Source organism: Aliidiomarina sp., assembly GCF_022565475.1.
Taxonomy (GTDB): domain Bacteria; phylum Pseudomonadota; class Gammaproteobacteria; order Enterobacterales; family Alteromonadaceae; genus Aliidiomarina.
Map to the genome: position 1 here is coordinate 1 of NZ_JAIUMR010000001.1, position 13,334 is coordinate 13,334.

Sequence of the window (13,334 nt, forward strand, 5' to 3'; positions counted from 1 at the left end):
GATGGGGTACTTTAAACTACCGGAACGCCGCGAGGATAGATGTTATCCGAGGTGGGTGAAGCCGAAAACAAGGAAATACCCCCTTAAAAGAAAAAATGCCAGTCAGCTTAACTGACTGGCATTACACTCGTCAGTGCCCCTTTTCGTTAGTTGTCTGTCTACACAGGTTACTGACCAGGAATCAACACGCTATCGATGACGTGGATTACACCATTATCAGCTTCGATATCTGCTGTGACCACACGTGCATCATTAATGCGTACGCCATAACTGTTGGCACGAATGTTCAGTGCAGAACCTTGCACTGTGTCAGCCTGCGTATCACCATTGATATCTGCACTCATGACCTTGCCAGGCACCACATGATAGGTTAACACGGCGATTAATTGATCGCGGTTTTCCGGTTGCAAGAGACTTTCAACCGTGCCTTCAGGTAATTTAGCAAAGGCTTCGTCCGTTGGAGCAAATACGGTAAACGGACCTTCGCCAGCAAGCACGTCAACTAAATCTGCTGCGCCCAGAGCGGCGACAAGCGTTTCAAAACTACCGTTACTTGCTGCGATCTCAGCAATCGTTCCTTTACTCTTGTCACCGTAAGACTTATCTGCGCTGTAGCTCGAGCCTTCTTTATTGCGATCGCCACCGTGATGGTCAGCGACCGCCATTCCGGTCAGCGCTAAACCTGACGCAAAGGTAACAGCTAAGGTTAATAGATTTAACTTTTTCATGTTTAAACTCCTCATTCCTAGGGGGGTAGCCGCTAACATGTTGCGGCCGAATTTAAGTTGTTGCCCCCCATTAACGAAACAAGCATGGAAAATAGATTAAACTTCACACAATCTTTACAAAATTAAGACGATTGCGCTGCCTCAAGTAAAAGCTGTGCCAACGCTTCACCAAGATGCTCGGTCATAATCTCGCGATAACGCTCGGTATAGATAAAGCCACCGTCGGCGGCGAAAAATGCGGTTAACACAGGTGCCCAGTCATTGCTATGAGGCATGATGATACCGAATGTTTCACCTACTTCATCCCCCACTGAGTGATGGCGAATCGCAGCACCCTCAGCAACCGCTCGCCAATAATTGTAAGCGTCAATATAGCTATAGTAGCCACCCTCAGCTACGGCAGTGATAATTTCGGGATTACTTGTCGCTGGGCGGATATCCCTGCCTGGCTGATACTGGTCACGCAATGCGGTGATCCGAGTTTCATGCAAGGTGCCGGCAAATGCCATCGGCTGCAAGTCGGCGAACACGGTGCCGAATTCGGAAAAGTTGCTCAGTTCAGGTGTGTTTTTTGGTGTAATGAGAACGGCTACGTTCGTCATATAAGGTGGAGAGAATTGTAGTTCGTCACGGCGGGCTTCAGTAATGGTGACATTCCCCAAACCAAATACGCCACCGTGTGCATGTTGAATGCGGCGATAAAAAACCGACCAATTGGCTTCTTCGACAAACTCTAACTCGAGAGAAACCGAGTGATAGCGCTCAAACCATTGCTTGAACTCTTGCATTATTTCAACCGTGACGCCGGTTAACTCACCCGCGGAATTACGGTAGGCAAAGCCATCAGCCTCGACATACAGGACCCGCAATGTAGCTTGCATATTTCCCGAGACATCTGCGCGCAATGGACCAGCGTCGTCCGCCTGAATTTGTTGGTTCGGGCTGCATGCGGTTAAAGCCATGAATGCCGCCAATACCAGCAGCCAAATTTTTTTACTAGACATAAACGAGTTACCAACTTGAATGAAATGGAATTTCTGTAGTCTGCCGTGCACCTTGCGGATTTTCAAACTCTATCCGCAGCATCCACAACATATTTGGGTCGGTGCAAGCGCCTATCAGAAGGTCAGCTTGCCATACTTGATTGGTAACTGGCGACCACTGCAGCGGAATTCGGCCCATATACATGCTCACACCAACGACATCACTATGCACAATCGTCAAATCTTCAGGAATCGACAAGTGCAGCTCTAACAGGGTTTCGACTGGCATTGCCGGATCGCTACTGAACCACACGATTGGGCCTGCGCTAAATGATTCAGGCAGTACATAGGTACAATGCTCATGCGTCGATGTGTCACGTAGTTGGTAGGCGCAAGGTTGCTGGACATCAGTCAACGGCATTTTGGAGTCGGAGCAGCTACTCAATAGGAGCAATACTATTACCCCAGTGGTTAAGTTTCGCACGCTGTCTAACTTCATAATAATGTTCTCTTTTCCAGCAATAGAATAAGTCTTGTTAATGCGACCTATAAGTTTTTATACAAACGCGATACTCAATCAGTGATAGTTTGATCTTTATCATGCTTTCGGGGTATTGATTGGCTGTATTTTCCACCTGAAAACCCTTACAATCCGAGTTGAAATGCATAGCCATGCAAATTACTTTTTTTGCTGGTTATGGTTCATACTCACTGTCTGTTCTGCAAACTACAGCGGATTAATAATAATGAGCACAACTTCGAATCAACCTGTCGACTATAACCTAAAAGTCGTTAAGCAGTTTACTGTGATGACGATTATTTGGGGAATTATCGGGATGGTCGTCGGTGTTTTAATTGCTGCCCAACTCGTTTGGCCAGCACTTAATTTTGACACCCCATGGCTGACCTACTCTCGTCTTCGTCCACTGCATACCAATGCAGTGATCTTTGCTTTCGGCACGAGTGCCCTTTTTGCCACAGCGTATTACGTTGTGCAAAAAACATGTCAAGTTCGGTTGTTTTCTGACCGACTCGCTGCGTTCACGTTTTGGGGCTGGCAAGCCGTCATCGTGTCGGCAGTGATTACCTTGCCATTGGGTATTACGACGACGAAAGAATATGCAGAATTAGAATGGCCGATTTCAATTTTGATCGCGATTGTTTGGGTTGCGTTCATTATCGTCTTCTTCGGTACCCTCGCGATTCGCCGGACGTCCCATATTTATGTGGCCAACTGGTTCTACGGTGCTTTTATGATCGCTGTCGCCATGTTGCATATCGGCAATAATTTGGTGATTCCAGTCTCCTTCTGGAAGTCATACTCCATTTATTCCGGTGCCGTCGATGCGATGATGCAATGGTGGTATGGCCATAACGCCGTCGGTTTCCTCTTAACGGCCGGTTTCTTAGGTATGATGTATTACTTCGTACCGAAGCAAGCCGAACGTCCGGTCTATTCGTATCGCCTGTCGATCGTTCACTTTTGGGCGCTGATCACGATTTACATTTGGGCCGGTCCTCATCACCTTCACTACACTGCGTTGCCTGACTGGGCACAGTCAGTCGGTATGGTGATGTCAGTTATCCTATTCGTTCCTTCTTGGGGCGGTATGATCAACGGTATTATGACTTTGTCGGGTGCTTGGCATAAGCTGCGTACCGATCCGATTCTACGCTTCCTCATTGTGTCCTTATCCTTCTACGGCATGTCGACGTTTGAAGGTCCAATGATGGCAATCAAGTCGGTAAACGCGCTGTCGCATTACACAGACTGGACAGTTGGTCACGTCCACTCAGGTGCGTTAGGTTGGGTTGCGATGATTTCAATTGGTGCAATTTACCATCTGATCCCGATTCTTTTTGATCGCGAGCGGATGTACAGCATTAAATTGATTAACACCCACTTCTGGCTGCATACGATTGGCGTTGTTCTTTATATTGTTGCGATGTGGATCTCCGGTGTTATGCAAGGCTTAATGTGGCGTGCTGTCAACTCTGATGGCACCTTAACCTACAGCTTTGTTGAAAGCTTAGAAGCGTCGTATCCGTTCTATTTCGTGCGCTTCATCGGCGGTGTATTTGTGGTCGCAGGTATGTTGATCATGGGCTACAACGTCTGGAAAACTATCCGTACTAACCAAGTCCGTAGCAGCGAGCCATTAGCTGCTCAACCGGCGTAAAGGAGGCTAAATCATGAGCAAAAATAAACATGAGAAGGTCGAGAAGCACGTCGGCTGGTTCGCGGTTTTCGCAATTATCGCAATTTCTATCGGTGGTCTCGTAGAGATCACCCCCCTATTGTTCCAAAAGCAACTGCAAGAGCCAGTAAAAAACTTGCGCCCTTACACCGCTTTAGAACTTGAAGGTCGCGATATCTATATTCGAGAAGGCTGTGTTGGCTGCCACTCACAAATGATTCGTCCGTTCCGAGCTGAGACCGAGCGTTATGGTCACTACTCAGTCGCGGGTGAGCACGTTTGGGAATTCCCACATTTATGGGGCTCAAAACGTACCGGTCCTGATCTCGCTCGCGTTGGCGGCCGTTACAGTGATGAATGGCACTATGTTCATTTGGTCAACCCGCGTGCGGTCGTTCCAGAGTCAAATATGCCAGCCTACCCTTGGCTTGCCGAACGCACCTTGGATGGCAACTTGACGGCTCGGAAGATGCGAGCATTCCGTACCCTTGGTGTGCCTTATACCGATGAGGATATTGAAGGCGCCCAAGCTGCTGTCCAAGGCAAGACCGAAATGGAAGCGTTGATCGCTTACTTACAGTCGCTCGGCACAGCATTGAGGTAATCATGGGTGCAGGTTTTCAAGCAATTCATACGGCTTTAGTGTTCGGCGTCATCATTATCGTGATCGTCTGGGCATTCTGGCCGAAGAACAAAGGCAAATTTGAGCAAGACGCGAATTCCATCTTCGAAGAAGACAAGGATAAGAACGTCAAACGCTCTCAACAGGAGTCAGATAATAATGAGTAGCTTCTGGAGTTGGTGGATTATCGTTCTCACCCTCGGCTCACTGGTCGCAATTGGCCTATTGCTGTGGTGGAACATGAAGAATTTCACAGATGTGGAAGAAGGCGAAAGCATGGGCCACGAGTTCGATGGCATTATCGAACTGAATAACCCATTGCCAACCTGGTGGACCGTGCTGTTCTGGATCTGCTTGGCGTGGGGCCTTCTGTACCTACTTCTCTACCCGGGTTTAGGTAATTTCCCAGGCTTATTGAAATGGCAGAGTGCGAACCAATTCGTCTTGTCGCTCGAAGAGTCGCAACAAGCGAAGATTGACGCGCGTGAAGCCGGCTTTAATGTTCAATATGACCGTGAACGCGTTCGCGCTGACGAAGTCTTTGGTCCTATCTTTCAGCAATATGCGAGCTTGGAAATTGCTGAAATTGCACAAGACCGTGATGCACTTCGAATTGGGCAGCGTCTGTTCTTGCAAAACTGTGCACAGTGTCATGGTTCCGATGCGCGCGGCTCGCAAGGCTTTCCTAACCTAACGGACGGTGTATTTAACTGGGGCTCTTCGCCGCAACATATCTACACCACCATTATGGAAGGACGCCAAGCGGCAATGCCTGCATTTGGCGACCAATTGGGTAGTCAAGGCATCGCCGAAATGACCGCCTATGTGTTGAGCCTGAGTGGTCGTACAGTAGACCGTGACTTAGCTCGCGCAGGTGAGCAACAATGGATGGTTTGTGCCGCTTGTCATGGACAAGACGGTAAAGGCAACCCGGCGTTAGGTGCACCTGATCTGACCAATAATGTTTGGACTTACGGTGGCTCAGAGCGTGCAATCAATGAAACCTTGATGTATGGTCGCAATGGCGTTATGCCAGCGTTTAAAGACATTCTAGGTGAAGATAAAGTGAAAATTTTATCAGGCTATATTCTCAGCCTCTCACAGTAACGTTCATTGCTATGTTCGGCATGGAAGCCCCGGTCATCGGGGCTTTCTGTTATTAAAAGAGACGATTATGACGACAAACACGACAACGCCTACTAACTCAGTGAAAACCCCTTGGTACAAAGTGAGTTGGGTTTGGTACATTATCTTTATGAAGTTCGCGGTTATTACAGCGTGTATTGTCACCGCCGTCCTTATCTATCGAAACCCAATTTCAATGGTCGTCGACGACTATTACAACGAAGGGCGCAGTATCAATTTACAACTGACGCGCGTTGCTATCGCCGAGGAGCGAAATATTTCCTTCTATGCTAATTTCTCTGCGAGCAATAATTTCGAGCTCACATTTCGCTCAGGTGAACCGAATGATGCATCGGCGTTGATCGTGACCTTCTTCCACCCTACTACCCACAACAATGACTTCGAGTTGCGCATGACTCAGGGAGCAGATGGTGTGTACCGTCAAATGCTGCCACGTGAATTATATGGTCATTGGCGGGTTGACATCGAACCCTTTGACCGCGAATGGCGCGTCAGCCAGAACATTCATTTACCGATTAGCAATACAATCACACTATTGCCGGTCAATTACGGAATTTAATGATAGCCAATGCATTGTGTAGGTTACTGTGAGCTCTAGTTGTTTTCATTGCCACCAGCCGGTTCCGCGCGGTATTGACCTTACCGTTGAGATCGAAGGACAACAACAGCCGATGTGTTGTTTTGGTTGTCAGTCCGTTGCCGAAACGATCGTAGATCAGGGGCTTACCCATTTTTATAAATATCGGGAAACTAAGCCTGGGGAACTCATTCTCGTTCCGGATGAATTGCAACAGCTGCAAAGCGAACTCGAACGCTATGATGATCCTGACATTCAACGTGAATTTGTCAGTCGTCAGGGTGAACGTCAGGCAGCTACCCTTGCCCTTGAAGGCATGACTTGCGCAGCCTGTGCTTGGTTAATTGAGCGACAATTAATGAACACGTCAGGTGTTAGTAAAGTTGTGGTGAACTCCGCAACAGAACGCCTGCAAGTCGAATGGCAAGCTGATCAAACGCGTTTAAGTGACATTCTCCGCGCCATCCATCAGGTCGGGTACAAAGCGCTGCCGTTTCAGCAGGCTGACTTAGAAGCCAGTTACGAGAAAAAGCGCCGAGGCTATATTCGTCGCCTCGGTGTTGCCGGCATTGCCTCAATGCAAACCATGATGGTTGCATTCGGGCTCTATTTCGACGATATCGATGACACGACCCGCTTGTACTTTTGGTGGGTTTCCTTGTTATTCACCGCGCCTGTGATTGTCTACAGCTGTCAGCCGTTCTTTGTGAATGCGCTAAAAGCATTGAAAGCTCGCACGCTGAATATGGATGTCCCCGTGGCGTTAGCGATGGCTATTGCTTTTGTGGCAAGCTTTTACGCAACGGTAACCGACACCGGAGAAATTTATTACGAATGCGTGTCGATGTTTGCTTTTTTCTTATTATCAGGCCGCTTTCTCGAAATGCAAGCCAAGCACAAGGCGGTTGCCAACGCAGCAAACCTGATGAAGTTGATTCCGGCCATTGCTGAACGCAAAACGGATGAGGGTTGGCAACAAGTCATGGTCAAATACCTTGAGCCTGGAGATGTGATTCGCGTGAAAGCAGGTGAAACAATTCCCGCTGACGGCCAACTGATGGATGCTGATGCTTGGTGTGACGAGTCATTACTGACTGGCGAAAGTCGACCCGTCGCTAAAAAACAATTAGATACGGTTTATGCAGGTTCGATCAACCAAGAGCATCCAATTTCGATTCGTATCCAAGCGACACACCAGGAAACCTTGTTGTCAGGCATTATTTCCTTACAAGACAGTGCGCTTGAACAGAAACCTCGGTTCGTGCGCTTAGCGGATATTGTCAGTCGTTATTTTGTTTTAATGACACTCATTGTCACCACGTTAACCTATGTTGCCTGGACGTTTATTGATCCGTCCAAAGCCTTTTGGGTGATGCTCGCGGTGTTAGTTGCGACCTGCCCTTGCGCGTTATCCTTAGCTGCGCCAACGGCCATGAGTGGCGCGGTTAGTCGTCTTAATCGTAGTGGTATATTGATTAAACATGCGGTACTCATGGAAGCATTACCGAAAATGAAGACCCTGTGCGTCGATAAGACAGGTACACTTACACGTGGTCAATTCTCGATTGTTGACTGTGTCTACAATGACACGTTGTCGGCAGCAGACATAGAGCATATCGCGGCTAGTTTAGAGAGTTACTCAGAGCATCCGATTGCTCGCCCAATACAACGCCTCAGTGCACATCAACCACTGGATGCTGTAGAAATCCACCAAGGGTTTGGGATCAGCGGATGTTACCAAGGTGAACGCTATCGTATTGGTAGCCTTGCATTTATTCAGCAGTGGCACCCCGATGCGACGTCGCCGATGGAGCACGCAAACGTGATTCTCGCGAGCGAGAAACAGATTTTAGCGGCATGGCAAGTGGATGACGAACTACGTGCCGACACTGCTACTACCTTGCAGTGGTACAAGAACCGTGGTTTCAATATTGTCATGTTGACCGGCGATTCTGCTGAACGCGCTGAGCAACTGGCCGCATCACTGCCTATTGATCAGGTTTACGCGGGACTGAAACCCGAGGATAAACTTTCACGTTTGCAATCTTTGCGCAAGGACGGACCGGTGTTAATGGTCGGCGATGGCATTAATGACGGCCCTGTCCTTGCCGGCGCTGACGGCTCGGTGACGTTTGCAACCGGTTCCGACCTCGCACAAACCAGCAGTGATGTTGTCATTCTTAACGGTGAACTTGCCGGACTTCGGCGCATGTATGAAACTGCGACCTTAACGCGTCGAATTATCCGCCAAAACTTCACTTGGGCGATTGGTTATAATCTAGTCATTTTACCACTCGCCGTAACTGGTCAAGTTGGCCCTTTACTTGCTATGCTCGGCATGTCGGCGAGCTCATTAATCGTGATGACTAATTCATTGCGACTCATGCGCGACGCACGTTAGGGAGGGGCTTGTGGAAATTTTGCACTTAATGGTACCTATTGCCATCATTCTTGTCGTCATTGCCATCGTGATTTTCTTTTGGGCCGTTCGCAGCGGTCAGTTCGATGACCTTGAGCGGCAAGGTTACAACATCCTTCTCGATGACGCTCAGAAGAAGAAAAAAGCCCCACAAAAATCACCGACACCTGATCAGAACGAGGAAACGAAGTGACGGTCGATTGGCTTGCCGCACTCATTATGGGATTAGCGGGCAGCGGTCATTGTCTCGCGATGTGTGGCGGTTTAGCCGCCGCAATGGGCATGAACCAATCGCCATTAAGACTGCTTTGGTACAACCTTGGTCGCATCACCAGTTATGGTATAGCCGGGGCGCTGGTCAGCGGTGCCTTATTTTCGGTCACCAGCCTCTATCCCAATGCATTGATTTATTTGCGCGCCATTGCCGGCATCATGATGATTTTATTGGCCCTGTATCTGGTGCGTTGGAATGCCGCATTGTTATGGCTGGAAAAAATCGGCGCTGTGTTATGGCGTCGTCTGCAACCATTAACGCGTAAATTACCCAAAACCAACAAGCACGGTGGGCATATCTTTCTTGCCGGCATGCTCTGGGGGTGGCTGCCATGCGGATTGGTTTACAGTGCACTGGCGTGGGCAGCACTCAGCGCAAACCCTATCAGCGGCGCAACCTTCATGATGATCTTTGGCCTTGGTACCTTTCCCGCCATGTTCTTGACTGGTATTTTCAGCCATAAATTGGCTTATATTATTGCCTCGAAAGGCTTTCGCTGGATTGCAGGACTACTGCTTTTGGGGTACGGTATAGCGACATTATTTATTGCTCTTCAGCAACTGCAACGAATCGCATAATATCCATCGACGCAACGTGTAGTTGACACGGTTTTGCGTTAGAATGCTCGCGAAATCGTTAAAGGAGTCAACATGGCCGGTGAATTAAAGCTAAACAACCACATTAACTGTCAAAACTGCAGTATCAGTCAGTTGTGCTTGCCGTTTACGCTCGATTCAAATTCATTAGAACGACTCGACTCCATGATCGAGCGCAAGCGCCCCTATCAGCGCGGTGACACCCTCTTCCGTGCGGGTCAGCCGCTGCAAGCGCTCTATGCGGTTCGCTCTGGCAGCATTAAAGGTTATTCGTTAAATGATGCTGGCGAAATGCAGATTACGGCTTTTCATCTACCTGGTGATTTGGTCGGCTTCGAAGCAATTGGTACGGGTCAGCATCATGGCTATGCAGAAGCGATGGAAACATCCATGATCTGTGAAATCCCCTATCACAACCTCGAGTCTCTAAGTGGCCAAATTCCTGAACTGCGGCGGCAATTAATGCGGCTCATGAGTGACGAAATTAACGCCGATAAACGGATGTTGACGTTACTCAACACGCGCACAGCCGAACAACGATTAGCCACCTTTTTAATTGAGCTTTCGACTCGTTTTCGCACGCGCGGCCTTTCCTCGAAAGAGTTTCGTTTGACCATGACACGCGCAGAAATCGGCAATTACTTGGGCTTGACTGTTGAAACCGTCAGCCGACTGCTTGGTAAATTCCAAAAAGCAGACTTAATTGCAGTCGACGGCCGACTTGTGCGTTTGCAACAGCTCAACGCGTTGTGTGAACTTGCTGGTTTACCAGCACTGCCCTGCGACGATTAATCCCGTTAACTGTTTTTGATTAAGCGCAATAACGGCTTAATTTTACCGCAAAAACACGTGCGTTTTTAAATGCTTGCGCTATGCTTGAAGAAGTGATTTTAGCGCGAGGATTTACCATGTTTAAGAACATTCTTGTTGTACTCGACCCGAATCAAGAACAACAGAAAGCTCTAGCCCGAGCATTACACATCGCTCGCCTTCAGCCTGCGCGGTTAACGCTTTTCTTATCAATCTATGACTTTGCCTATGAAATGACAACTATGCTTTCCGGTGAAGAACGCGAGCAAATGCGTCAAGGTTTGGTCAGTGAGCGTGAACAATGGATGCGTGGCATTCTCGAACAATATGCTGCCGAACAACATCAAGTCGACTTTTTAGTGCAATGGCACCATCGGCCTTTTGAAGCCATCATTCGAACGGCCGTTGAAGGTGATTACGATCTCATCATTAAAGGCACACGTAAACACGACACATTGCAGAGCGTTATTTTTACGCCGACCGACTGGCACCTTTTACGTAAAGCACCACAGCCCGTGTTATTGGTGAAAGACCACGACTGGCCCCAACATAGCTCTGTATTAGCCGCCGTGAATGCAGGTAGTGATAGTGAAGTCCATCAGCAACTAAATAATAAAATCCTAAAAGCGGCGGGTTATATCAGCAAAAAACTCAACTCACATTTACATTTAGTAAACTGCTACCCCGGCGCGCCTGCTTCGATAGCCGTTGAAATACCTGAGTTTGATACGCATCAGTACCAGTTAAATGTGCGCGAACATCATGAGAATGCGTTAGCAGAAGTTGCTCGTCATGCCGAAGTTGAGTTTAGCGGTTTGCATCTTCGCGAAGGTATACCCGATGATGAAATACCACGGGTAGCCGATGAATTAGACGCCGAATTAGTGGTCTTGGGTACGATTGGCCGTACTGGAATAACCGCGGCACTGCTCGGGAATACCGCCGAGCATGTGATTGAACAGCTCAATTGCGACTTACTTGCAGTGAAACCGGAAGGCTTCAAATCCCCCGTCGTTAATTAATTGCGCCAGTGCAAGGATTGCGTTGCAGATAGGGCGGCAGGTATACTAGCCGCCCTAAATTTTGTGGTCGTTCAGGAAACAGTCATGACTCACTCTACCCCGCTAGCAACTACAGCAAACGTCTCCGCAAGCGACGATAAGCGCCATAAATACAGTTTTAATAAACTGGAAAAGCGTATTCGCCGCGCGGCGGGTAAAGCGATTGACGATTTTGCCATGATCAACGATGGTGACCGCGTCATGGTGTGCTTGAGCGGTGGTAAAGATAGTTACACCTTGCTGACAACCTTGCGTTATCTGCAAAAAGTTGCGCCGATTCAATTTGAAATTATCGCCGTCAACTTAGATCAAAAACAACCTGGGTTTCCTGAGCATATTCTTCCTGCGTATTTACAAGCTGAAGGCGTTGATTATCGCATTATTGAAGAAGACACCTATGCCATCGTAAAAGACAAAATTCCCGAAGGGAAAACCACATGTTCACTGTGTTCGCGTTTACGTCGCGGCATTCTTTATCGGACTGCGCGTGAATTAGGGGCAACCAAGATCGCACTGGGACATCATCGCGATGACATCATTGAAACACTCATGCTCAACATGTTTTATGGTGGTTCTTTGAAGTCGATGCCACCCAAGTTGGTCAGTGATAATGGTGAGCACGTTGTCATTCGTCCGTTAGCGTACGTACGCGAAAAAGACATCGCGAAATACGCGGCAGCCATGGACTATCCGATTATTCCGTGCAACCTGTGTGGTTCGCAAGAAAATCTCCAACGCAAGGTCATTAAAGACCTGCTGAAAACATGGGATCGTCAATACCCAGGGCGCATTGAAAGCATGTTTAAAGCGATTACGAATGTTGTACCCAGTCACCTTGCCGATACGAGTCTATTTAACTTTAAAGCGCTGGTTGCCGATGGCGAAGAAAATGAATTGGGCGATACTGCATTTGACCAAGCGCCGGTTGGCGATGCCAGTCAATTCATTGAATTTGATGAAGATGACAGCCGCACACCCGTTCAGGTTATACAGCTCTCTTAAAGCGTTAAGCTTGCGGTCGGTTCTTAAAAAACTGACCGCAAGGACTCCAATCATTATTGAGTTCTTGCTTGGCGAATAATCTCTCGATTAACGCGAATCATTTGGTTTAACTCAACAATATACTCTTCACCACGTTCAGAATAAGCCATTAGACCAAGCGTTAATGGCTGAGCGGTAATCGGTATATTCCGTGCGCGCAGATCCGCACGAATTTCACGTAGCTCTTGATACGCAACGTGGGTATTAAGATTACGAATATAGCTTTGTACCGATGCCTCGATACTCGCAAAATACTGCACCTCATGACTTGCGCCGGCAGGTCGCGACGATGGCACGATGCCACAGCCCTCGTTCCAACACCATTGGCCAAAGAAATTACGCGCATCTTGGGCAAACCGCGAGGTGCCCCAGCCTGACTCATTGGCAGCTTGAATTAAGACGAGGGTATCGGGCACTTCATCGACCCGACGTTTCAGGGTCGTAAATATTGCACTGAGATCGTCATGTTCAACACGGTAGTGCTCAGCGACTGCGCGTACCCAGCGTCGTTCTGTGCGCGTCAATGATTCACCGGCTTGGTACTGAGCATGCAGTCTTAACACGTCTTGGCGGACCTTGAGAATATGCTCATTTTCAGCGTCGATTGCAGGTAAAAGGTAAGCAAAAAATGCAGTTTTACGGTCATTGACATCGCTAATCTGCGAAAAATCTGGCACTTCGACGGTCACATTCGATAAATGACGTGAAACACTGGGCAATGAACCATAGGATTCGTCGTCAGTGACGTCACTCGTGTAATCGCCAGAAATAAACGGATAGGCAATCGCTAAGATGATAAAAACCACAGCGACAGAAAAGGTGACATGCCGGAGCACCTCACCTTTTTGCTTAATGATCTGAGTTACAATCGTTTGCATA

The 13,334-nt window shown here is 48.2% G+C and carries 15 protein-coding genes; 11 read left to right on the plus strand and 4 right to left on the minus strand.

Translation table 11 applies throughout. The features are described 5' to 3' along the window. Window positions 1-167 precede the first annotated feature (167 nt). From LAT77_RS00005 to LAT77_RS00015, 3 genes are all read right to left on the minus strand, one after another. Complete coding sequence (locus LAT77_RS00005; protein WP_290562486.1) at window positions 168-728, minus strand: fasciclin domain-containing protein; 561 nt, start codon at window positions 726-728, stop codon at window positions 168-170. Between the two features lie 122 nt (window positions 729-850). Next, a complete protein-coding gene (locus LAT77_RS00010; RefSeq protein WP_290562487.1) occupies window positions 851-1,732 on the minus strand; it encodes an ABC transporter substrate-binding protein in 882 nt (293 codons plus the stop codon). Window positions 1,733-1,739: 7 nt separating this feature from the next. Beyond that, window positions 1,740-2,210: a hypothetical protein gene (locus LAT77_RS00015; protein WP_290562488.1), complete on the minus strand. Its 471-nt coding sequence runs from the start codon at window positions 2,208-2,210 to the stop codon at window positions 1,740-1,742. Window positions 2,211-2,457: 247 nt separating this feature from the next. On the opposite strand from LAT77_RS00015, the gene ccoN reads away from it, so the two are divergent. From ccoN to ttcA, 11 genes are all read left to right on the plus strand, one after another. After that, a complete protein-coding gene (gene ccoN / locus LAT77_RS00020; protein WP_290562489.1) occupies window positions 2,458-3,891 on the plus strand; it encodes a cytochrome-c oxidase, cbb3-type subunit I in 1,434 nt (477 codons plus the stop codon). 13 nt (window positions 3,892-3,904) lie between these two features. After that, window positions 3,905-4,513, plus strand: a complete 609-nt coding sequence (ccoO, locus tag LAT77_RS00025) for a cytochrome-c oxidase, cbb3-type subunit II (protein ID WP_290562490.1) — start codon at window positions 3,905-3,907, stop codon at window positions 4,511-4,513. Window positions 4,514-4,515: 2 nt separating this feature from the next. Then, window positions 4,516-4,698: a cbb3-type cytochrome c oxidase subunit 3 gene (locus tag LAT77_RS00030; RefSeq protein WP_290562491.1), complete on the plus strand. Its 183-nt coding sequence runs from the start codon at window positions 4,516-4,518 to the stop codon at window positions 4,696-4,698. Beyond that, window positions 4,691-5,638, plus strand: a complete 948-nt coding sequence (gene ccoP, locus LAT77_RS00035) for a cytochrome-c oxidase, cbb3-type subunit III (RefSeq protein ID WP_290562492.1) — start codon at window positions 4,691-4,693, stop codon at window positions 5,636-5,638. Before LAT77_RS00030 ends, ccoP begins: the two co-directional genes overlap by 8 nt. 67 nt (window positions 5,639-5,705) lie before the next feature. Then, entirely contained in the window at window positions 5,706-6,236 is a 531-nt protein-coding gene (locus LAT77_RS00040; RefSeq protein ID WP_290562493.1) for a FixH family protein, read from the plus strand. Window positions 6,237-6,264: 28 nt separating this feature from the next. Next, window positions 6,265-8,655, plus strand: a complete 2,391-nt coding sequence (locus tag LAT77_RS00045) for a heavy metal translocating P-type ATPase (RefSeq protein ID WP_290562494.1) — start codon at window positions 6,265-6,267, stop codon at window positions 8,653-8,655. A gap of 10 nt (window positions 8,656-8,665) precedes the next feature. Further along, the gene (gene ccoS, locus LAT77_RS00050) at window positions 8,666-8,866 is read left to right on the plus strand and encodes a cbb3-type cytochrome oxidase assembly protein CcoS (RefSeq protein ID WP_290562495.1); all 201 of its coding nucleotides are present in this window, start codon (window positions 8,666-8,668) and stop codon (window positions 8,864-8,866) included. Further along, a complete protein-coding gene (locus tag LAT77_RS00055; RefSeq protein ID WP_290562496.1) occupies window positions 8,863-9,525 on the plus strand; it encodes a sulfite exporter TauE/SafE family protein in 663 nt (220 codons plus the stop codon). Before ccoS ends, LAT77_RS00055 begins: the two co-directional genes overlap by 4 nt. 72 nt (window positions 9,526-9,597) lie before the next feature. Beyond that, window positions 9,598-10,335 carry a fumarate/nitrate reduction transcriptional regulator Fnr gene (gene fnr, locus LAT77_RS00060; protein ID WP_290562497.1) on the plus strand — a complete coding sequence of 246 codons (738 nt, stop codon included), beginning with the start codon at window positions 9,598-9,600 and terminating at the stop codon, window positions 10,333-10,335. 116 nt (window positions 10,336-10,451) lie between these two features. Next, on the plus strand, window positions 10,452-11,375 hold the full coding sequence (gene uspE / locus LAT77_RS00065; protein WP_290562498.1) for a universal stress protein UspE: 924 nt from the start codon (window positions 10,452-10,454) through the stop codon (window positions 11,373-11,375). A gap of 84 nt (window positions 11,376-11,459) precedes the next feature. After that, entirely contained in the window at window positions 11,460-12,416 is a 957-nt protein-coding gene (gene ttcA / locus LAT77_RS00070) for a tRNA 2-thiocytidine(32) synthetase TtcA (RefSeq protein WP_290562499.1), read from the plus strand. A 53-nt stretch (window positions 12,417-12,469) separates the two neighbouring features. On the opposite strand, the gene LAT77_RS00075 is transcribed toward ttcA, so the two are convergent. Further along, entirely contained in the window at window positions 12,470-13,333 is an 864-nt protein-coding gene (locus LAT77_RS00075) for a glucosaminidase domain-containing protein (RefSeq protein ID WP_290562500.1), read from the minus strand. Window position 13,334: the final 1 nt, after the last annotated feature.